We start from the raw sequence: 21,505 nt of genomic DNA, 5'->3' as shown, positions 1-21,505 counted from the left end.
CTCGGGCCGGGGTGCAATTTCTTCGGCTGCACGCTCGTTGCGGCCGACTATCCATGGGGAACAATCAGATGACGTTGAAGAGCGTGGTATTGCCGCTGTGCGCGGCGATTTCGTTTGGCATTACGGCTTGCGGCGGCGACAACGATTCGCCCAGCGACACGGGCAGCGTCAGTGACGTGAGCGGCGCAGCTACCGAGTTTGCGATCAGCAAGGGCACGATCGACGAACTGGCTAACGTCCCGGTCCCGGTCGGTGCGGATGACGGACTGACCTACCCGAACGGCTTCTTCAGCTACAAGATCAAGGACCTCCTGCCGGGCGAGACGGTGGTCGTCAAGGTCACGCTGCCGGCCGGCAGCGCGCCGAACCAGATCATCAAGTGCAACACCAACACCAGCTGCGACGCGCTTTCCGCGCTCAATGCCAAGATCAGCGGCCGTAACGTGCAGCTGACGCTGACCGACGGCGGCGTCGGCGATGCCGACGGTGTCGAAAACGGCGTCATCGACGATCCGTTCGGCCCGGCGGTGAACCCGGCCAATCCGACCGCCACCCCGACCGCGACGCCGACTGCGACCCCGACGGCAACGGCCACCCCGACGGGTGCTCCGACCGCCACGCCGACCGCAACGGCCACGCCGACGGGCGCCCCGACCGCCACGCCGACGGCCACCGCGACCCCGACCGCCACGGCAACACCGACGGGCAACCCGACGCCGACCCCGACCCCGACTTCGGGCTCCGGTACCGCGGAAAGCTGCATCAACCCGGCGCTTGAGCAGGTCGGTACGCGTCTCGTCCAGGTTCTGCGCTCAACGGATAGCTCAAGCGGCGCCGTGGTCACGACGACGTCCGACTCGGTCATCATGCGCACCAACGCGACCTTCAACGGCAACACGGCCACGGAAGCTGAATCCGAGGTCCAGGCCCGTTCCTCCGCCCCGCAGGGCGACTCGGACTCGAACACGCTGACGTATACCAAGCTGGTCGACGGTAAGCGTTTGTTCCTATACGGCACGATCACCGAAGTGACCTCGCCGTTTGCCGGTACGGTGACGACGAAGATCAACCCGTACATCGAATCGCGTTACGACCTGGCTGTGGGCGCGAGCTACACGCAGTCGTACACGATCCAGACTTCGGGTACTGCCGCCGGCTTTCCGATTCCGCCGACCAACACTTCGGTTTCGGCGAAGCGCACCTACATTGGCCGCGAGAACGTCACGGTTCCCGCCGGTACCTTCTCGGCTTGCAAGTTCGTCGATGCGCTGACGATCAGCGGCTCGACCGCGAACACCACGACCTGGAACTCGGCCAAGAAGGGTGTCTTCCTGAAGTCGGTGTCCGGCAACACGACCAACGAGCTGATGAGCGTCTCGATCAACGGTGTCGCGGTCACCGGCGACTGATTCGATCTGCGGTTGTTTGATCAAGGGGCCGGTGGTTATCCACCGGCCCTTTTTTCGTTCTGAAGGGCTAGACTCGCTGCGGGGAGCACATAACAAATCAATAGCGAGGGGATGCAATGCGCAAGCCAGCCATCTTGCTGCTCAGCCTGGGGATGTCGATTCCCTTTGCTGCGGCCGCCGACAGCTACGACGCCAGCAAGCCGGAAGCCTTTTTCCCGAAGTGGGGCGAGTACCCGGTACCGGATGCGCCCTACCGTTCGGAGAATCGCTCGGTCTCCGTCGACGATCTGGTGCGCCTCGGACTGACGACCGGCGTCTGGGACGGCTCGCCGCAGGTGCAGGCCAAGCGCGACTGGTACGACGAGAACTTCTACGCGACGCTGGCCGCGCGCAAGGTCTGGCATGAAGGCCATGGCCCCTACAACCACGCCTATCAGGACCCGATCGACTGGGACATCGTGCCCATCCCCCAGGCGCCGCCGCCGCCTTGCGATCAGCCGCAACCGACCGGCTACGACGCGGAATCCTGCCGCTACGTCAATTCTTTATTCAAGGATTTGGCACAGTCTGATCCGGCCGCGGCCAAGCGCGCGCGAGAGACCGTGCGCCAGGGTCGCGATGTCTGGTTCAAGGGCAGCTTCGGCAACCAGGACGAGGAGTATCTGCACACCGTCCGCACGGTCGGCGCGGGCAACGTCTGGTATCCCTGGCTGGACACGCGCACGCGGCCCTACCGCTTCAGCAAGTGGGGAATGATCAACGATCCGGACTGCGAACAAGGCGACGCGTCGACGAACTGGTACGACAAATGCCCGGATCCGCACAGTTCCGGCATCCTCGGCTATCGCAAGTACTACGCGGACGTCACGAAGGACGAGAGTGGCAAGGTCGTCTTCGATCCGGCCACGTCGCCGTTCCGCGACGACGAACTCAAGAAGAACCTGCGCTACGTGCTCGGCGGCCCCTGCGTGCAGTGCCACGTCGCCTTCGATCCAACCAATCCGCCCAAGAATCCCAACGAGCCGGCGTGGGAGAACATCCACGCGACGATCGGCAACCAGTACACGATGCAGCCGATGCAGTACGTGATGGGCACGCCGGAAGACAGCCTGTCGCGCCAGGTGCTGGGCCGCGGTCATCGGGTCGGTACGATCGATACCTCGCTGGTCGCGACGGACTTCCAGCACAACCCCGGCACGCAGAACAACATCATGGATTTCTTCAACAAGCGTCTGTTCGAAGAAGACATGCGGCATCCGGTCACCGGCGAGATCAAGAAGGCGCGCACGCGCCACGTACTCAAGGGCGGCGAAGATTCGGTTGGCGAGCATCTCGCGCTGATCCGCGTCTACGTCAACATCGGCATGTGCACCGAGGAATGCTGGACGCCGAACTTCCCGGTGCCCGGCACGTTCTTCGGCGACAAGACGCACCAGAAGCCGTTCCGCATCGAGCAGTGCGCGCGCGACTGCGAGGCCTGGAACTACGCGGACGCGAAGATGCCGCAGCTGGCGGCGTTCCTGATGACCGGCGGTCCCACCTACCTGCTCAAGGCCGTGGACATCGACGGCTCGCCGGGCGAAAAGTTTGTCGACACCAGCAAGATTCCGCAGGGTCGCAAGGTCTTCGCGCGCGAATGCGCGGCCTGCCACAGTTCCAACACCGCACCGGAAAACGTGCGCGCCGACAAGGAAGCGCTCGCACGTTTCTACGAAGGCCACGTCTTCGGTTCCGAGCAGTTCTGGCAGCTGGAGTTCAGCGAAGACGAGCGCAACAGTCCCGCATTCCAGGCCAAGTACCTGGTCAAGTCCGACGACGGTGCGCTGCGTCCGCGCCAGTTCACGCAGACCGGCCTGCACGGCGGCGGCATCTTCGGCCAGGACTGGCTCGCCAACGACGAGCCGGTGCCGTTCAACATCATCGGCACCAACATGTGCCGCGCGCTGCACGACAACCACAATGCCGGGCACATCTGGGAAGAGTTCGCGTCGGAGACGTATCGTTCGCGCCCGTCGCCGGGCAGCGTGCCGAACGTGCTCAACCGCATGATCCCGCTGGTCGGCGGCAAGCAGGTGCCGGGCGAACGCAAGATCGAAGGCGGCCCGGGCTATCTGCGCAACTTCTCGCTGCTGTCGGCCTGGGCCACCGCGCCGTTCCTGCACAACAATGCGATCGGTGAGCTGACCTTCCTCAAGGATGGCGAGACGGTCGACTACACCGTCGCCGGTCGCGTGAAGCAGTTCGAGATGGCGTTCGCCGAGCTGCTGACCTCGGACAATCCCAAGGACACGCCGCATCGCGAGCAGAAGATCAGCGTCACCGACCGCGACATCAAGCTCGCGCCGCGCGAAGACCAGCAGGGCCCGATCAAGCTGCCGGTTGCCAAGGGCACGCCGATCGCGAGCTTCACCAGCTCCGATCCGCATCGTCCGCTGTTCATGAAATGCGACGATCAGGTCGAGAACAAGGGACACCAGTTCGGCGTCTCGTTGTCGGCCGACGACAAGCTCGCGCTGCGCGAATTCCTCAAGATTCTCTAACAAGATTCTCCAATCCGAAATGTTCGTCGGACACTACAGCGCAGGATTCGCCCTCAAGGCCTGGCGGCCGCAGGTGCCGTTATGGACGTTGCTGCTCGCCGCGCAGCTGGTCGACGTCGCCTGGGGTCTGCTGGTGATCGGCGGCGTCGAGAAGCTGCGGATCGTTCCCGGGTTTCTTGCGGGCTCGCCGCTCGATCTCTATTTCATGCCGTATACGCACAGCCTCGTCGCGGCGCTGATCTGGGCGCTGGGTGCGGGATTCGCCTATCGCGCCTGGCAGCGTCAGCAGGGCGCGAGTGCAGCAGTCGCGGTCGGATTGACGGTCGCTTCGCACTGGCTGCTCGACCTTTTGGTCCACGCTCCCGATCTGCCGCTCTATGGCGATCAGCACAAGCTTGGTTTTGGATTGTGGGCTTGGCTGTGGCCCGAACTGCTGCTGGAGCTGGCGCTGGTCTGGGCTAGCGTTGCGCTGTATGTGCGTCGTTGCCCGCAGTACGCGCGGCGCGCCTGGGCACTCGCCGCCGTGTTGACCCTGATGCAGTTCGCACACAGCTTCGGCCCGGTGCCGCCGAGCGAAACCGCGATGGCGTTGTCGGCCGTGCTGGTGTTCCTTGCCGTCGCCTGGGGCGGTGCGCGCGTCGAGCGCGGAGCCTGAATGGCTGGGCCCCTGCGCTCCCTCGGTGTCGCGGCGCTGGTGCTGAGCGCGGCTACCGCCGGCGTGATCGTCTGGCTGAAGCCGACGCCGCCGCAGGCCGGATTGTCGATTCGCGCCCGCGCGCAGCAGCCGGTGATTCCGGGTGCCGAGAACGCATCGTTGTCGACCCGCGTCATCCCGAGCGCCGACCTGCCGCCAACCGGCACACGATCCCTGTTCGATCATCTGGTCGCGCAGAACAATGGCCTGCCGTATCCCTTCGAGGCACTGGTCTCGATGATCCAGCGCAGCGGCCCGCAGGGCAGCGCGCCGGTCTCGCTGATGATTCCGTCGGGGCGCTCGCTGCTCAAGGCGCAGGCCGACTTCGCGCACCCGCGTGTGCTCGTCGCGGCCGACTATCAGGCGCCGGCGACGCCGGCGAATCTGGGTCTCAACACGCGCGGCCAGCTGTTCCTGGGCTTCGTCGAGAACGCGCGCGAAATCGAGGTGATCAGCTACAACGAAGCCGCCGGGCGTTACGAGTTCCAACTGGTGCAGGACTACGCGGTGGACGGGCAGCGTCGCATCGTCTACGCGCGGCGCGCGGTCTGCACGACCTGCCATCAGGGCGGCACGCCGATCTTTCCGCAACGGCCATGGGCGGAAACCAATGCGCAGCCGGACATTGCCGAACGCATCGCCGCCGCGCGTGGCGATGTGCCCTATCTCGCGGTGCCGGTGCGGCAGGCGCTCAGTGCGCCGGAGCGTTTCGACGAATTGACGGATGTCGGCGGCTTCATCACGACCACGCAACGACTGTGGCTCGACGGCTGCGGCGAGAGTACGCAGTGCCGGCGTCTGCAGCTCAAGCTGAGCCTGCGATACGCGCACGACCCTGGCGCCTTTGACGACAGCGCGCCGGAAGTGGCCGCGCTGCGCGAGCAGCAGCAAGCGCATTGGCCGCCCAACGGCATCGCCGTGCCGGAGTCGGATCTGCGCAACCGCGATCCGTTGGCCGAGAAGCGTGGCATGCGCGGCTGGCTGCGCTCGGTTTTCGTCCCGGAGCCGGCTCCCGGCGAAGGCGCGAAGACCAACGAGGATCTCGCCGCGTTCGAGCAGTTGCCGAAACTGCCCGCCGAACTCGATCCCCTCACGCTGCGCGCGCCGAAGCGCGTGCTCGATGCCAACAGCATCGAAGCGGTGTACGGCATCGCGGCCCTGTTCAGCGCCGACGACCTGCGTCTGCTGGAAGCGGCGGCGGCCTATCAATGGCCGCAGGTCGAAGCGGCCGTCGATGCGTTGCCCGAACCCTTCTTTGCCGCCGCCGCATTCTCGCGGGTGCGCACGATGCAGATCCTGCTCGGCGCGCTGTCGCCGGGCGCCAGCTACGGCTATTGCTGCCTCGATGTCGGTGAGATGTCCGAGCCGGTCGCCATCACCGCGCCCGCCGTGACGCTCGCGGAGGATTCGCCGCTGCAGCCGTATGCGCGGCATTGCTTCAGCTGCCATCGCGGCAATCCTGTGGCGCGCCTCAACTTCATGGCGGGCGCCGACGAAGCTGCCGTTGCCGAGAACATCCGCAACAAGGCCGAGATTCGCGACGCGCTCGACTGGACGCGCTATCAGGGCACGGACAAGCAGACCAAGCTGATGCCGCCGGCCGATTCCGCGGAGCATGCGCGGCTGCAAGCCGAGTTGAATGCCAATCCCGATTTGCTCGAACAGATGCGCGCGCAGGTTCCCGCGCTGTTCGACTTCTGAAGTGTGGACAACCAGAGCGCTGTCATGATCCACCGGCCTCGCCGATCAGTCTCGATGTTCGCCGTGGCGCTCGCCGCACAGCTGCTATGCGCCGGCGGCGCCCAGGCAGAACCTGCGTTCGCCCGTCTCTACAAGCAGCAGTTCGGCTACACGCCGTCCTGCAACGCCTGCCACAAGGATGGCGGCGGCACGCCGCTGAATGCCTACGGCACGCAGTTCAAGGATGCCGGCATGAACCTCGCGGCTTTCACCGCGATCGATGGCGCCGATGCGGACGGCGACGCCGCAACCAACGGCGCGGAAACGCGCGCGAAGGCGAATCCGGGCAGCGCGCAGTCGACGCCGCAGAGCAAGGGCAACTGGCTCGACACCGCGAGCCTGATTCCGCGCGAAGTCCAGGCGGCGTTCCCGGGGATCACGGCCTACCTGCCGAAGGACGCGGTGCTGACCGACGCCGACATCGCACGCGCCAAGACCATGGGCGCCACACTCGCCAAGGCCGACGAGAACACGATCTACATTCCGCTGGAAAACCAGCGGCCGGCTGGCACCGCGCTGATCTTTCCGGTGCAGTACAACAAGAAGACTTTTTTCCTGCTGCTGGTGACCGACCGCAAGCTGACGGTCACGGCGGTCAGCGCCCTCAATACCAACCATGTACCGGAGGCTGCGAAGCAGCCGGTCTATGCCAGCTTCAAGGGCAAGACGCTGGACCAGTTGCCGCAAGCGAGCGGCGATGGTCTGGATGCCGCCATCACGCGCGCGGTGAAGAACGCGGGGACGCTGATCTATGTCCGGCTCAAGAATGCTTAAGGCCCGCCTGATCGAGCTGCTGCTCGCGCTGCTGCTGATCGGCGGCATTGCCGGCACCCGCGTGCTCGCACAGACCGCTGCCGATCAGGAGCAGGCGCAGTCGCAGGCCGAACAGACCGCAGCGCCCGCTGCCGCGGAGGAGTTCGATTTCTTCAGCGATGAGCCTGTCGTCAGCGAGGAGGTCGTCGAGGTGCCGCCGCCGGCGTCGCGCTGGATCACGATCGGCGGCCCCCTCGCGCTGATCGGCATCTTCTTTACGCTGCTGCTGTTCTTCTGGTGGATGGTGCCGTTCCAGGCGCATACCGCCGACATCAACCTGCATCGCCTGCCGACGGGCGTGAAGCGCGGCATCGCGATGGCTTCGGTGCTGTTCGGTATCGCCTTCGCGTTCGGTGCTTCGGAAATCTGGTACCAGCTGCGTTTGCACGGCAGCGCCGAGGCTTACTTCGCGCAGATGTCGCTGGGCAAGCTGATCGCCTTCACGCATGCACACCTGTTCGGTTTCACGACCAGTTTCTTCATCATCGGCATTCCATTCTCGCTGCAGTTCAACCATCTATGGCCGTACCAATGGGTGTTTCCGATCGGCCTGTCGGCCTCGCTGACGGACGTGATGTCCTGGTGGGGCATCAAGTTCCTGGCGCCGGAGTTCGAACTGGTGTCGATGTTCTGCGGCGTGCTGTTCTCGCTGAGCTATCTGTACATGCTGGTTGGCCTGCTGCGCGTGCTGCTGTTCCCCGAGGTCATCTGGGTGACGGACAAGGACGCCGAAGAACGCTTGTCCGAGCAGCGCGAACGCAGCGAAGCGGCCCAGCATCACGAAGGCGATTACTAGAGATTCGGGAGATTTGGGTGACGCAGGCGTCATCAATCCAATGCAGGCCGGTGCGGCTGGCTCTGCAGCGGAATGGCTTGGCGCAATAGCCACATGACGGCGCGGCAGCGTCCGGTAATATGACCTTCCAAACTTTGATCCTTATCTTGATTCTTGGCAGGGGATGTCGATGAACTACTTTGTGACCGGAGCGACAGGATTCATCGGCAAGTTCCTGCTCGAACAGCTGCTCGCGCGCGACGGCGCCAAGGTCCACGTTCTGATTCGCGAGTCGTCGACCGACAAGTTCGAGGCGCTGCAGGAACGCTACGGTGCGGCCGGCAAGAAGCTGCACATGGTCCATGGCGACATCACGACGCCGGGCCTGGTATCGCCCGCCGACTTCAAGAAGCTCGCCGGCAAGATCGATCATGTGTTCCATCTGGCCGCGGTCTATGACATGAACATGGACGATGCGACCGGCGATCGCATCAACAACGAAGGCACGCGCAACGTCGTCGCCTTCTGCAACGACCTCGGCGGCGACGTGCGCCTGCACCACGTCTCCAGCGTCGCCGTCGCCGGCGGCAACTTCGTCGGCCGCTTCACCGAGAACATGTTCGACGAGGGCCAGCGTCTCGGCCACCCGTACTTCCGCACCAAGTATCAGTCCGAGCAGATCGTCCGCGAGGAATCGCGCGTGCCGTTCCGCATCTACCGTCCGGGTGCCGTGGTCGGCCATTCGCAGACCGGCGAGATGGACAAGATCGACGGGCCTTACTACTTCTTCAAGACCATCCAGAAGATCAGCCACGCGGTGCCGAAGTGGCTGCCGCTGCTCGGCGTGCAGGGCGGCCGCGTGCCGCTGGCGCCGGTGGACTACGTGGTCAAGGCGATGGACTACATCGCGCATGCGGACGGCCACGACGGCGAATGCTTCTGCCTGATCCAGTCGCACTCGCCGACCGTCGGCGAGTTGCTGCAGACCATCTTCGAAGCGGCGCACGGCCCGAACTTCGCCAAGAAGTTCGACCTGCCGACGATGCCGGCCGCGCTCAAGCAGCTGCGTGCCCAGGTCAGCGAGCGCCTGCCGCGGACCGTCGAGCGCAGCGTGTCGAAGGCCATCGGCGTTCCCGTCTCGGTGCTCGGCTACGTCAGCAACCAGGCCGTGTTCGACGACAAGCACACGCGCAAGGTGCTCAAGGGCACCGACATCCAGTGCCCGGACATCCGCGACTACTGCGAGCAGCTGTGGCAGTACTGGGAGCTGCACCTCGACCTGCACGTCAAGATCAGCGCCAAGGCGATTGCCAAGATGGCCGGCAAGGTCGCCGTCGTCACCGGCGCGTCTTCGGGCATCGGCTTCACCGTGTCGAAGAAGCTCGCCGCCGCCGGTGCCAAGGTGATTCTCGTGGCGCGCACCAAGGAGAAGCTCGACGAGACGGCGCAGATCATCGAGAAGATGGGCGGCGAGGCGTATGTGTACCCCTGCGACCTCAACGACATGGCGGCGATCGACGCCTGCGCGCAGAAGATTCTCGCGGACTTCGGCCACGTCGACATCCTCGTCAACAACGCCGGGCGTTCGATTCGACGCGCGGTGCTCGAGTCGCTCGACCGCTTCCACGATTTCGAGCGCACGATGCAGCTGAACTACTTCGGCTCGGTGCGCATGATCCTGAATTTCCTGCCGAGCATGTCGGCGCGTAAGTCAGGCCATATCGTCAACATCAGCTCGATCGGCGTGCTTGCCAACGCCGCGCGTTTCTCGGCCTACGTTGCCAGCAAGGCGGCGCTCGATGCGTTCTCGCGCTGCCTGTCGGCCGAGGTCAAGCATCTGAACATCGAGGTCACCGCGATCTACATGCCGCTGGTGCGCACGCCGATGATCGCGCCGACCAAGCTGTACGACTACGTGCCGACCTGGAGTCCGGAGAAGGCGGCGGACACCGTCGTCAAGGCGATCGTTGATCGGCCGAAGTCGGTGGCCACGCCACTGGGTACCGCTGCCGCGATCAGCTACGCGGTCTGGCCCAAGCTCAACGATTACTTCCTCAACAAGGGCTTCAACCTGTTCCCGTCCTCGACGGCGGCCAAGGGCCGCAAGGACGGCGCCAAGCCGACCTTGGAGCAGGTTGTGTTCGCCAACCTGTTCAAGGGCGAGTACTTCTAAGCCGCCACGCCCCAAAACGGGGCTGGCCGACGAGAGACCTGGCGCACAGTGCGGCGCCGGGGGCTCTCGCCTATTCCCTGCACTCAGCGCATCATGAATCCGTTGCCGCATGGATGCGGCAATACTTACCGCGGTAGGGGTGGTTCGGAATTCGCGTCTCACAGGGGAACAACATGAACTGGTATCTGGACGTATTGAAGAAGTACGCAGTGTTCAACGGCCGTGCGCGCCGGCAGGAATACTGGATGTTCGTTCTGTTCAACATCATCATCAGCGTCGTGCTGTCGTTTGTTGACGGCATGCTGGGAATGTCGGTTGCCGAAGGCATGGGCCTGCTGAGCCTGCTTTATGGTCTGGCTGTACTGCTGCCGGGCATCGGTGTCTCGATCCGTCGCCTGCACGACACCAACCGCAGCGGTTGGTGGCTGCTGATTGCCTTCGTGCCCTTGATCGGCTTCATCGTCCTGCTCGTCTTCATGGTGCTCGACAGCACGCCGGGCGAAAATCGCTTCGGTTCGAATCCCAAAGGCGTCTGAGTTGTTGGCGTGATCAGCGGCCATCCGCGGGAGTGCCCGGCGGATGGCCGCTTTTTTGCGTGCGCTTCCATGCAGCCTCGAAGCTGTATGGTTTGAGCGGATGAACTTCGGAGTGGGATGCAGCGCATGGCCGTCGCAATCAGAACCGTAAGCCCGACCGACAAGCTGCACACATCACAGCTTTGCGAGCTGCTGCAGGATGCCGTCGCCGGCGGTGCTTCGGTCGGGTTTCTGGACGGCCTGTCGACCGCAGAAGCAGCAACCTACTGGGCGCAGGTGCTTCGCGATCTCGACTCCGGCCTGTGCCTGTGGATTGCCGAAGACGAGGGCCGTGTCGTCGGCTCGGTGCAGCTCGCGCTATGCGGCAAGCCGAACGGCCGGCATCGCGCCGAAGTGCAGAAGCTGCTCGTGCTGCGCAGTCATCGCGGGCAAGGCATTGCCAGCCGATTGATGGCAGCCGTCGAGGCGGAAGCCCGCGCGCGCAATCGCCATCTGCTCGTTCTCGACACCTTGCAGGGCTCAGCGGCGGAATCGATCTACACGCATCTCGGCTGGAGCGTTGGCGGTTCGATTCCGCAGTACGCCGCGCATCCGAACGGCGTACTGCATGCGACGGTTTACTTCTACAAGCTATTGCCGGATCAGCAATCGAGCTGACGACCGCGTCAACGCATCTGCGCCGGAATCCAGCCCGTGTCCTTGTCGATCGCGATGAACCACCAGCTGCCTTCGCCGTTGTCGACTTGCCCACGGCGTTCGTAGCGCGTGCCGGCCGGCAGCATGGTTGCCGGCGTCGATAGCTTCGGATTGCTGCGGAACTCGGTCGCGCTGATCAGCGTGCTGCCGCCCGGCAACGACGCCGGTGCGGGCGCCAGCGGTTGAACTGGCGTCTGCGGCTGGACGCGAACCGGTGCCGGCATCGGTGCGACGACTTGAGGCCGAGGCTGAACCGGTGGTTGGGCCGGTGCCTGTGCGGGCAGTACCTGCACGATCGGAGCAGGCTCTGGCGGAGCTGGCGGAATTGCCGGAGCACCGACCGGACTCGGCGCAGCTTGCACGGGCAGGTTCGCGAGTGGTGTCTGATCGGTCAGCGTCACGGTCAGCACGCCGGCCTTCTTGTCGAATCGATACGGCGGCTGTACCGCGGAGTTCTCGGCTTCTTCCGGTCGCAGCTGGTACATGCCACCCGTCAGCGGGTCTACCGTCAGCAGACCGATCAGGCCGCCGAGCAGGACATTGCCGGCGTACCAACCGCTGACCACGCCTTCCAGCGGCACGGTGACCGGCTGAAATCCGTTCTTGCTGAGGGCAATCGAATACTTCTCCGAAGAGAAATAACCGGCCCCGCGCTTGAGCGGTACGGTGGCCGGCGTGACGCCGCTGTGTATCGCCGTGCCGGAGCGGTTCGTGATCACGACCTGTGCCTCGGGCGGCACACTTTGGATGGTCATCGCCTGCGTCTTGCCGTCGATGATCGTCGCGCATGCCGAGGTCCCGAGCAGACAGGCCAGGCCGATCGCTTGCTGGACGGCCTTCAATGGCCCGTAACCGTTCCTCTCCATGGACTTCTCCGGCGGGTGCTTCTCGTTGGTTTTGCCGCGCCTGACTCCGCAGCCATCTTAGAAGGCAGGGTGTGCCCCGGCAAACCGTGGTCCCGGCACGACATTGCCGACGCTGCGCCGTAGGATTGGAGACCGCAACGATGCCAGGGGTGCAGCCATGAATCTCGCAAGCTTCAAGATCCTGCTCGTCGCACTGGGCGCGGGCTTCGCCATCGCGTTCGGCGTGATGGTCGTGCCGCCGCTGCTCGAATCGCGCGACGTGATGGGTGCCTTTGCCGCGGGCTTCGTCAATCCCTATTCGTCGGGCTATGCACTCGACGCGATCATGTGCTGGTGCGTGCTCGCCGTGTGGGTGATCCATGAGCGCAAGGCGCATGGCCTGCGCCACGGCTGGATCGCGCTGCTGCTGGGCGTGGCACCGGGCGTGGCAACCGGCTTCGCGTTCTATCTGTTGCTGCGAACGCAGCAGCTGCGCGAGAAGGCTTGAGGCTAGTGCGGCAGGCGCAGGCCGATTTCCAGCGGCCGGTCGCCGTCGATCTTGCGCACGACCAGCTTCAGATCGCCGAGCCGCAGGCTGTCGCCGATGACCGGATGCGGCAGGTGGCGGCGCACGATCTCGGCAAGCGTCAGACCTTCGCTGCCCGGCGGCTGGGCAACGCCATAGGAAGCGCAGAGGTCGGTCAGCAGGACTTCGGGACCGAACACGAACTCGCCGAAGAACTGGCGCGCCGCCGGATCGACCGGCTCCTGCGCCGATTCGAACAGCGCATCGAGCGACGGCAGCTGCGCCTGCGCGGTGAGCAGCGAAATGTAGTCGCCGGCGCGCAGGCCGCCCCACTCGCGATAGCCCAGCACGCGGCCATTGCGTGAAACGCAGATGACGCGCGACAGCTCCGGCAGGACGAGGTCCTTGGGGCGCGTGTCGATCAGGCGGCTGTTGCGCGCGACGCGATAGCTGACGACTTCAAAGCCGCGCTGCCCCGGCAGATCGATGTCGACACGATGGATGCGCGCCGAGCGCGCCGGCACCTGCAGGCCCAGCCATTTTGCGGCGAGCGCCACCGTCGAACCCTGCAGCACGAGCGAGACGAGCACGATGAAGAAGCTGATGTTGAAGAACAGCGCGGCGTTCTCAAGGCCAGCCAGCCAGGGATAGGTGGCGAGCACGATCGGCACCGAGCCGCGCAGGCCGACCCAGGAGATGTAGACCTTTTCACGCTGCGGAAACTTGAACGGCATCAGCGAAAGCCACACCGCCAGCGGACGCGCGAGGAGGATCAGCACCGTCGAGATCAGCAGACCGCTGCCGATCAGCGGCACCAGCTGATGCGGTGCGACGAGCAGACCGAGGATGACGAACATGCCGATCTGGCTCATCCAGGCGATGCCGTCGTGGAAGCGCCGGATGCTCGCAGCAGCGCGGATCGGCTGGTTGCCGAGCATCAGGCCAGCCAGATACACGGCGAGGAAGCCGCTGCCGCCGATCAGGGCGGTGATGCCGAAGATCAGCAGGCCGCCGAACAGCGCCAGCAGCGGATACAGCGAATCGCCAAGTTGCAGCCGGTCGATCGCGCGGCTCAGCAGCCAGCCGCCGGCCAGACCGAAGGCCGAGCCGACCGCGAGCTGCTTGGTGAACATCCACGCCGCCTGCGACGCCCCGAAACTGTCCGGCGTCTGCAGATACAGCACCAGCGCGACAGTCAGGAACACGGCCATCGGATCGTTGGTGCCTGACTCGATTTCCAGCGTCGACGAGACGCGCTTGTTGAGCGACACCGCCTGCGTATGCAGCAGCGAAAACACCGCGGCCGCATCCGTTGAACCGACGATCGCACCGATCAGCAGTCCCTCGGCGATGCTCAGCTGCAACAGCCAGGCGCTGAAGGCACCGACAATGCCGGTCGTGACGACCACTCCCAGCGTGGCCAGACTCAGCGCCGGCCGCAGGCCGATGCGAAAACTCGCCAGATGGGTGCGCATGCCGCCGTCGAACAGCACGACGGCCAGCGCCGCGGTCGCCGCCAGGTTGGCCAGCTGGTAGTTGTGGAACGGGATGCCGCCCGGGCCGTCCTCGCCGGCGAGCATGCCGACAATCAGGAACACCAACAGCAGCGGAATACCCAGGCGCGGCGTGATCACCGTGGCCAGGATGCTGACCAGGAACAGCAGGCCGGCGATGAAGATCAGTTGTTCGGTCAGGACCATGGGTGCCAGTGTATCGACTCGTCGTGAAATCCCGATGGGTTGAAAGGTCCGCGCGACTACTGGAAGTCGTATTCGCTCGAACTGTGCCAAGGGTCGTCGATGGCATCCGGACCTAGGGCCTGCCGGCAGGCCCTAGGCGTGCCAGTGACCGTGCCGCTATACTTTGCGCCCGCTACAAGGCACCCAATCGGGCACCCAATCAGGAGTTTTCCGTGGACCATCAGGACCATGACAAGGTCTTTTTCACCAATTTCAGCCTCGTCATGGGCGGGCTATTTGGCATCTTCTTCTTCTGCATTGCGGTAGCTCGCTGGTACGCCGCTGGCGACGAAAAGCCAGATCCGGCGGCTGTTGCACTGGTCGCTGAGCGCATCAAGCCGGTCTCCCAGGTCATCACCGATCCGGCGGCCCTGCTCAAGGTCAGCGCCGCTGCCGCGCCGCGCGCCGCCTACACGGGCGAGCAGGTCAACAACAATCTGTGCGCGGGCTGCCACGGTTCCGGCGTGCTCGGCGCCCCGAAGGCGGGCGACAAGGCGGTCTGGTCGGCCCGTCTGAACGCGGCCGGCGGTCTCGATGGCCTGGTCGGTCACGCGCTGCACGGCAAGGGTCAGATGCCGCCCAAGGGTGGCGACCCCAGCCTCAGCGATCAGGAAATTCATGACGCGGTGGCCTACCTGCTGAAAGAAGCGGGCCTCTGATCCGCAACGGTGCTGCACCAGAAAAGGCCGGCTTGATGCCGGCCTTTTCGTTTTGGCGCACAGCAACGGCGACATCGCCCCGAATTGGTGCAAATCCTCAGTAACATTGCCGGAAACCCGGAAAATCCCGCTGGAACAGCCGCTTGAGCTGACGCGTTTTGCCGAATCGGGAGAGCCGGTACGTTGTTTCCCGGCGATTCCGCCCCGGCCTGGCTGAGGAGGTCAGTTGGCATACCGCTTGCGTTAGTCCTGCCGGGCCGCAAGAGCGCTTGGCGTCTGCGGAGTATTCAAACCAAGAGGGGCTTACACAATGACTTTCAAGCGTTCGGTTTTGAGCGCCGTCGTTCTCGGCGCAGGTGTGTTCTCCGGCAGCGCGATGGCTGGCGCAACCGCCAACGTTGGCGTTACGAGCCAGTATCTGTTCCGCGGCATTGAGCAGACCAGCGGCGCTGCTGTTTCGGGTGGTCTTGATTACGCTGCAGAGTCCGGCCTGTACGTCGGCACCTGGGCTTCGACGATCGGCTTTGCCAGCGCCACCGGCACGTCGGCGGAACTCGACGTTTATGGCGGCTTTAGCGGCAAGGTCGGTGATTTCGGCTACGACGTCGGTGGTATCTACTACTACTACTCGGAAGAGTCGGAAGGTGGTGCCGATCCGGATCCGTCCAACAACACGCTCGAAATCTACGGCGCGGTGACTTTCGGTCCGGCCAAGCTCGGCCTCAACTACAGCGTGTCCGACTACTTCGCCGTCACCGACGACACCGTCCTGTATCCCTACCTCAATCTGTCGTTCCCGATCGCTGAGAAGGCCACGCTGGACCTGCACGTTGGTCAGCAGACGTTCTCGGAAGACGGCATCGACGACATCGTCGATTACAGCCTCGGCGTGTCGGCCGCGGCTGGCAATGGCTTCTCGATGGGTCTGGCGGCGGTTGCCACCGACATCGACGATGACGACGTCAAGTTCGTGCTGTCCGGCAAGTACTCGTTCGAGCTGTAAGCGAACGGTTTGCCCGCTGCAGCCAAGAAGGGCCGCCTCGTGCGGCCCTTTTTCATGCGCCTTCACGGCGCGCGGTCGAGTGCACGGTAGCGCAGCGCCTCCGCCGCATGTTCGACATTGATCCGGTCGCACAGCGCCATGTCGGCCAGCGTGCGCGCGACGCGCAGGCAACGATGGTAGGACCGCGCCGTCAGCAGATGGCGCGACAGCGCGGTCTGCAGCAAGGCCTCTGCTTCGGGCTCCGGCCAGATATGGCGGTCCAGTGCCTTGCCCTGCAACTGTGCGTTGCTGCTGCCTTGCCGATCCAGCTGCAGACGGCGTGCGGCAATGACGCGCAGGCGCACTTGCGCGCTTGATTCCGACAGCTGCGCACCGACGCCGAACTGCGCGGCCTCGACCCGCGGCATGAACAGCTGCAGATCGATGCGGTCGAGCAGCGGCCCGGAAATCTTCATGCGATAGCGCAGCACCTGCTCGGGCGAGCAGCGGCAGCGCCCCGCTTCGTCGCCGAGCCAGCCGCAGGGGCAGGGATTCATCGCCGCCACCAGTTGGAAGCGCGCAGGGAAATCGACCTGCCGCGCTGCGCGGGATACGGTGATGTGACCGCTCTCCATCGGCTCGCGGAGCACTTCCAGCGAGCGCCGGTCGAACTCCGGCAGTTCATCGAGGAACAGCACGCCCAGATGAGCCAAGGTGATCTCGCCGGGGCGCGGCTGGCTGCCGCCGCCGACCAGCGCCACGCCGGAAGCCGTGTGGTGCGGCGCCCGAAACGGGCGCTGTCCCCAAGTCGTTGGATCGAAACCGCCGCGCGCGACGGAAGACACCGCTGCGACCTCGAGTGCCTCGGCGGAGGTCAGCGGCGGCAGGATGCCGGGCAGGCGCCGCGCGAGCATCGACTTGCCCCCGCCCGGCGGACCGAGCAGCAGCAACGAGTGACCGCCGGCGGCGGCGACCTCGAGCGCGCGTCGGGCCTGCGCCTGGCCGCGCACATCGGTGAGATCTTCGGACGTCGCGGCCACGATGGGCATCTCCGGCAGGTCGGTGCTGAGCCGGGTCATCGTGCCGCGTTGCAGGGCGACACAGAGCTCGCCCAGATGCTGCGCGGTGTAGAGCCGCGCCGAGGGCGCGAGCCTTGCTTCGCTGGCGTTGATCGCCGGCACCAGCAGCGCGTGTTCGGCCTATGCCGCCTTCAGCGCCGCCGGCAAGGTGCCCGGCACGCCGCGAATCTCGCCGGACAGCGACAGCTCGCCGAGAATTTCAAAGTCGCGCAGACACTCGAGCGGAATCTGCTCCGACGCCGCGAGGATGCCGAGCGCAATCGCCAGATCGAAACGCGAACCTTCCTTCGGCAGATCGGCCGGCGCCAGGTTGCAGGTGATGCGCTGCATCGGAAAGCGATAGCCGCAGGTCGTGATCGCCGCCTTGACGCGGTCTTTCGCCTCGCGCACGGCCGCCTCCGGCAGGCCGACGATCTTCAGGCCGGGCAGGCCGGGCGCGAGATGCACCTCGACCGTGACGAGATCGGCTTCCAATCCGTTTTGCGCGCGCGCCAGCATCCTTGCCAGCAGGGCCATTTCGCTTTCCTCCCTTACGAGGATGCTGCAACTCAGCCCGCGGCTTAGGCCGCTTGTCTTGATCTTCGGGCTGTTCCTGCCTGCAGCATCAACATGCGAACGGCGTGCGTCAACCCGGCCGCTACAATATGCGCATGTCTGCTGCCGCCCTCGACAAGCCGATTCTCGGCATAGAAACCTCCTGCGACGAAACCGCCGCGGCGCTCTACTGCGGGCAACGCGGGCTGCTGTCGCACACCTTGCACAGCCAGATCCGCCTGCATGCCGAGTACGGTGGCGTGGTGCCGGAACTGGCATCGCGCGATCACGTCCAGCGCATCAATCTGCTGATCCGCGCCGCGCTCAAGGAAGCGGGGATCGGCATCGATGAGCTTGGCGGCGTCGCGTATACCGCCGGACCCGGATTGATCGGCGCGCTGATGGTCGGTGCCGCGGTCGCAGCGGGTATCGCCACGGCGAGCGCGATTCCGCTGATTCCGGTGCACCACATGGAAGCGCATCTGCTGGCGCCGATGCTGGAAACGCCCGCGCCGGTGTTTCCGTTTCTCGCGCTGCTGGTTTCCGGCGGCCACACGATGCTGGTCGCCGTACGCGGTTACGGCGAGTACGAGCTGCTTGGCGAAAGCCTCGACGACGCGGTCGGCGAAGCCTTCGACAAGACCGCGAAGCTGCTCGGCCTGCCGTATCCCGGCGGGCCTTATCTCGCGAAACTCGCCGAGCAGGGCAAGGCCGGGCCCTTCAAGTTCCCGCGGCCGATGACCGATCGCCCCGGCCTCGAATTCAGTTTCAGCGGTCTGAAGACGGCGGTGCTGACCGCCTTGCCGGCGGACGCCAGCGAACAGCAGAAGGCCGACCTGGCCTATGCGTTCCAGGAGGCCGTCGCCGATACGCTGGTGATCAAGGTCGAGCGTGCCTTGCAGGCGGCGCAGCTGAAGCGCGTCGTGGTGGCCGGCGGTGTCGGCGCCAATCTGCGTCTGCGCGAGAAGCTGAAGACCTTCGCCGAGCGCAGCAAGGTCGAGCTGTATTTTCCGCGGCAGGCGTTCTGCACCGACAACGCGGCGATGGTTGCCTACGCCGGCTGGGTGCGTCGCAGCGACGGCGTCGCCGCCGGCGGCAAGCTGTTCACGACGCCGCGCTGGCCGCTCGCCGATCTTTCACCGCCGCAGGGCATCCACTGAGCCGCGCATGGACAGCGTCTACATCCAGGGCCTCGAAGTCAGAACCGTCATCGGCATCTACGGCTGGGAGCGCGAGCTTGAGCGGCCGCTGATCTTCGATCTCGAACTCGGCGTCGATACGCGCGCAGCCGCAAGCAGCGATCGCGTCGAAGATGCGGTGAACTACGCGGCGGTTGCCGACCGCGTGCGGCAGATCGCGTTGACGCTGCAGCCGGCCTTGCTCGAAACGTTGGCGGAGAAGATCGCGCAGAGTCTGCTGGCGGAATTCGCCGTCGAGCGGGTTCGCGTGTCGATCAACAAGCCCGGCGCGGTCGCGGGCCTCAAGGCCGTCGGCGTGCGCATCGAGCGCACGCGAAGCTAGGCCTGCTAGCGGTTGATCTCGCGGACGATCTTCCAGTTGCCGGCGCTGTCGCGGCGCCAGAACTGTTGCTTGTTCGACGTCGTCTTGTAGTTGTCCGAGCCGTAATCCATCGTGAACTCGGCGAGCAGCAGGCCGTCCTCGGTGCCCGGATAACGGAACAGGCTGATGTCGCTGAGGCGCACGTCGATGAACTTCTTGCTCGCGTTGACGCGGCGCTTGTGCGCGGAGAAGTCTGCGAGATTCATGCCGTCGACGCTGAAGTCCTGCGCGTAGTACGCCAGATAGGCTTCGGTGTTCTTGCTCGACCAGGCCTTGCGCCAGTCTTCGATGCGCCGCAGCAGGCTGTCGCGCACGACTTCGACGGCGGCAGCCGGCACCCATTCGATCTCGTCGCTGAGCACGACCGGCGTCATGCCGTAGTCGACATCGCCGCGCAGCACTTCGAGATCGGCGTTGGCCATCGTCACGCAGCCTTCGCTGGAACGCGGCGGCCGCGAGAACGTGTCGCGCGGCACGCCGTGCAGCCAGATGCCGGAGCCGGTGCGATGCTGTAGCTGGTCCCAGGCATTCGGATAGTCGAGCGGCAGCGCGCCGGCGCCGTACAGCTCGGGCAGCTGACCGTCGCCGATCCAGTGCGTCACGTGATACAGCCCGACCGGCGTGCGCAGATCGCCCGCGGTCTGCTTGCGCGAACCGTTGCGACCCATCGCCGCGTAGTGATGGCGCTCCAGCGTCAGCTTGCCGTGCTCGTTGGAGAGCACGTAAAGGCGCGCACGCGGCAGGTCGACGACGATCGCGCGCTTGTAGTTGTCGGCCAGTTTCAGCAGCGCATTGGGCACCATGCCCGGCTGCGGTGCGCTCTTCTCGCTGGCCAGGCGCACGCGCGCCTCGTCGGCCAGATCGCGCAGGCGCAGGTTGGCGGTGATGCTGCCGGTCAGCATCGGATTGCCGGCGCCGGACAGCAGCGACAGCAGCTCGCCGTAAAACAGCTGGGCAAGATGGAAGTTGGGTTCGCTGCGGGTCAGCGCTTCGAGTGTCGTCAGCGCATCGCTGGAGCGGCCCGCGCGCAGCTGCTCGACGGCCGTCGTGAACTGCTGCTCAGGATTGGGCGCCGTCGCATGGGCCGAGAAGCCCGCAATCAGCGCGACGCACGCCAGCCGGCGCGCCCAGACGACGCCCATCAATCGGGTGCGCGCAGGCTCAGCGCGAATACTCACGAGCGATTTTCCAACCGCTCGCGGTGTTGGTCATGTCGAGCAGCTTCACGACCGAATCGGCGAAGTTGTCGGACTCGTAGGCCTGACGGAAGCTGACCGTCACGCTGCCTGCCGCCTTTGGCGTGACCTTGAACTCGCTGACGCCGACCTTGATGCGCTTCGGCGCGGAGATGCGATCGCGGCGCTGGGTTTCCCAGGTGCTGCGCGCAACGCCGCCTTCCGGCGCGAAGTCGTCGGCGTAGGCCGAGAAATAACCCGGCAGATCCTTGCTCGACCAGGCCACGGCCCAGGCGTCGACGACGTTCTTCACCGCCGTGGTGGTGGCGGAATCGATACCCGCGGGTGCGGCAGGTGCCGGTGCAGCAGCCGGGGCCGCGGCAACCGGCGGTGCGGCCGTCGGGGCGGCAGCCAGCGTCGCGGCCGGTGCAGCAACCGGCGCGGCCGGCGCAATGGCGGCAGGCGCAGCGGCAGCCGGCTTCGCAGCGACGGCCGGCGGCACGGCCGGGCCGTTCTCGTCGAGTTCGTTGACCAGCGCGAGCTTGCGGCGGACCACCTGGTTGGATTCGTCGAGCATCAGCGCGCGGTTGTACGCGGCGCCGGCGAGCGCGGCGTAGATGTCGCCGAGGTTCTCGTGGGCGGTGGCGTAGCTCGGATGCGTCGCCAGCGCGGCTTCGAGGGCGTCGCGCGCCTTCTCGTAGTCGCCTTCCGCGGCGTAGAGCACGGCTAGGTTGTTGAACGGTTCCGGCAGCTGCGGATAGTCGCGCGTCAGGTCGGCGAACACGCGGATCGCATCCTTGCTGCGGTCAAGCTTGACCAGCGCCAGGCCGCGCACGAAACGCGCCTCGGCGTCCTGCGGGTTCTTTTCGATGTGGCTGTCGAGCAGCTTGAGCGCATCCGCGGCCTGACCCTGTTCGATCATGGACTGCGCCTGACTGGAGACGCCGGCGGCCAGAACGACCGGAGCAAAGACCAATGCCGCAGCAACGGCGGCGATGCGAGTAATCGCGAACATGCGGGGGAAACCTTG

General features: G+C 65.3%; 18 protein-coding genes and 1 pseudogene. 14 read left to right on the top strand and 5 right to left on the bottom strand.

Annotation, left to right across the window (positions count from 1 at the left end):
* Positions 1-68 precede the first annotated feature (68 nt).
* The 9 genes from AC3WUF_RS00465 (at position 69) to AC3WUF_RS00425 (ending at position 11,337) form a co-directional block, all read left to right on the top strand.
* A complete protein-coding gene (locus tag AC3WUF_RS00465; RefSeq protein ID WP_492421306.1) occupies positions 69-1,409 on the top strand; it encodes a choice-of-anchor U domain-containing protein in 1,341 nt (446 codons plus the stop codon).
* 116 nt (positions 1,410-1,525) lie between these two features.
* A complete protein-coding gene (locus AC3WUF_RS00460) occupies positions 1,526-3,949 on the top strand; it encodes a hypothetical protein (protein WP_492421304.1) in 2,424 nt (807 codons plus the stop codon).
* A gap of 19 nt (positions 3,950-3,968) precedes the next feature.
* Complete coding sequence (locus AC3WUF_RS00455; protein ID WP_492421302.1) at positions 3,969-4,604, top strand: hypothetical protein; 636 nt, start codon at positions 3,969-3,971, stop codon at positions 4,602-4,604.
* Positions 4,605-6,344, top strand: a complete 1,740-nt coding sequence (locus tag AC3WUF_RS00450) for a hypothetical protein (protein WP_492421300.1) — start codon at positions 4,605-4,607, stop codon at positions 6,342-6,344. It begins immediately after the preceding gene.
* Between the two features lie 54 nt (positions 6,345-6,398).
* Positions 6,399-7,157: a hypothetical protein gene (locus AC3WUF_RS00445; RefSeq protein WP_492421298.1), complete on the top strand. Its 759-nt coding sequence runs from the start codon at positions 6,399-6,401 to the stop codon at positions 7,155-7,157.
* Positions 7,150-7,992: an Aq_1264-related membrane protein gene (locus AC3WUF_RS00440; protein WP_492421296.1), complete on the top strand. Its 843-nt coding sequence runs from the start codon at positions 7,150-7,152 to the stop codon at positions 7,990-7,992. Before AC3WUF_RS00445 ends, AC3WUF_RS00440 begins: the two co-directional genes overlap by 8 nt.
* 169 nt (positions 7,993-8,161) lie before the next feature.
* Positions 8,162-10,144 (top strand): SDR family oxidoreductase, encoded by a 1,983-nt coding sequence (locus tag AC3WUF_RS00435; RefSeq protein WP_492421294.1) that lies wholly within the window; start codon positions 8,162-8,164, stop codon positions 10,142-10,144.
* Between the two features lie 173 nt (positions 10,145-10,317).
* Entirely contained in the window at positions 10,318-10,680 is a 363-nt protein-coding gene (locus tag AC3WUF_RS00430) for a DUF805 domain-containing protein (RefSeq protein ID WP_492421292.1), read from the top strand.
* A gap of 126 nt (positions 10,681-10,806) precedes the next feature.
* Positions 10,807-11,337 carry a GNAT family N-acetyltransferase gene (locus AC3WUF_RS00425; protein ID WP_492421290.1) on the top strand — a complete coding sequence of 177 codons (531 nt, stop codon included), beginning with the start codon at positions 10,807-10,809 and terminating at the stop codon, positions 11,335-11,337.
* An 8-nt stretch (positions 11,338-11,345) separates the two neighbouring features.
* Here AC3WUF_RS00425 and AC3WUF_RS00420 read toward each other — a convergent pair whose 3' ends face one another.
* Positions 11,346-12,242, bottom strand: a complete 897-nt coding sequence (locus AC3WUF_RS00420; RefSeq protein WP_492421288.1) for an SH3 domain-containing protein — start codon at positions 12,240-12,242, stop codon at positions 11,346-11,348.
* A gap of 157 nt (positions 12,243-12,399) precedes the next feature.
* Between AC3WUF_RS00420 and AC3WUF_RS00415 the strand changes: the two genes are divergently transcribed.
* Positions 12,400-12,729, top strand: coding sequence for a DUF2834 domain-containing protein (locus tag AC3WUF_RS00415; RefSeq protein WP_492421286.1), 330 nt, complete (start codon positions 12,400-12,402; stop codon positions 12,727-12,729).
* Positions 12,730-12,731: 2 nt separating this feature from the next.
* On the opposite strand, the gene AC3WUF_RS00410 is transcribed toward AC3WUF_RS00415, so the two are convergent.
* On the bottom strand, positions 12,732-14,447 hold the full coding sequence (locus AC3WUF_RS00410; protein ID WP_492421284.1) for a potassium/proton antiporter: 1,716 nt from the start codon (positions 14,445-14,447) through the stop codon (positions 12,732-12,734).
* A 212-nt stretch (positions 14,448-14,659) separates the two neighbouring features.
* Between AC3WUF_RS00410 and AC3WUF_RS00405 the strand changes: the two genes are divergently transcribed.
* Positions 14,660-15,145: a c-type cytochrome gene (locus AC3WUF_RS00405; RefSeq protein ID WP_492421282.1), complete on the top strand. Its 486-nt coding sequence runs from the start codon at positions 14,660-14,662 to the stop codon at positions 15,143-15,145.
* Positions 15,146-15,455: 310 nt separating this feature from the next.
* Positions 15,456-16,148, top strand: coding sequence for a TorF family putative porin (locus AC3WUF_RS00400; protein WP_492421280.1), 693 nt, complete (start codon positions 15,456-15,458; stop codon positions 16,146-16,148).
* A 62-nt stretch (positions 16,149-16,210) separates the two neighbouring features.
* On the opposite strand, the pseudogene AC3WUF_RS00395 reads toward AC3WUF_RS00400, so the two are convergent.
* Positions 16,211-17,722 (bottom strand): annotated as a pseudogene (locus AC3WUF_RS00395) (YifB family Mg chelatase-like AAA ATPase).
* Positions 17,723-17,856: 134 nt separating this feature from the next.
* Between AC3WUF_RS00395 and tsaD the strand changes: the two are divergent.
* Both tsaD and folB read left to right on the top strand, forming a co-directional pair.
* Positions 17,857-18,900: a tRNA (adenosine(37)-N6)-threonylcarbamoyltransferase complex transferase subunit TsaD gene (tsaD, locus tag AC3WUF_RS00390; protein WP_492421278.1), complete on the top strand. Its 1,044-nt coding sequence runs from the start codon at positions 17,857-17,859 to the stop codon at positions 18,898-18,900.
* Between the two features lie 7 nt (positions 18,901-18,907).
* Complete coding sequence (gene folB / locus AC3WUF_RS00385) at positions 18,908-19,261, top strand: dihydroneopterin aldolase (RefSeq protein WP_492421276.1); 354 nt, start codon at positions 18,908-18,910, stop codon at positions 19,259-19,261.
* A 5-nt stretch (positions 19,262-19,266) separates the two neighbouring features.
* On the opposite strand, the gene AC3WUF_RS00380 is transcribed toward folB, so the two are convergent.
* Both AC3WUF_RS00380 and AC3WUF_RS00375 read right to left on the bottom strand, forming a co-directional pair.
* Complete coding sequence (locus AC3WUF_RS00380) at positions 19,267-20,478, bottom strand: L,D-transpeptidase Cds6 family protein (protein ID WP_492421274.1); 1,212 nt, start codon at positions 20,476-20,478, stop codon at positions 19,267-19,269.
* Positions 20,462-21,490: a tetratricopeptide repeat protein gene (locus AC3WUF_RS00375; RefSeq protein ID WP_492421272.1), complete on the bottom strand. Its 1,029-nt coding sequence runs from the start codon at positions 21,488-21,490 to the stop codon at positions 20,462-20,464. The genes AC3WUF_RS00380 and AC3WUF_RS00375 overlap by 17 nt, the downstream gene beginning before the upstream one ends.
* Between the last annotated feature and the right edge of the window lie 15 nt (positions 21,491-21,505).

The organism is Fontimonas sp. FW305-C-3 (assembly GCF_058783185.1).
The sequence above is the reverse complement of the archived record's forward strand: the minus strand, read 5'-3'. Positions and strand labels throughout refer to the sequence as shown.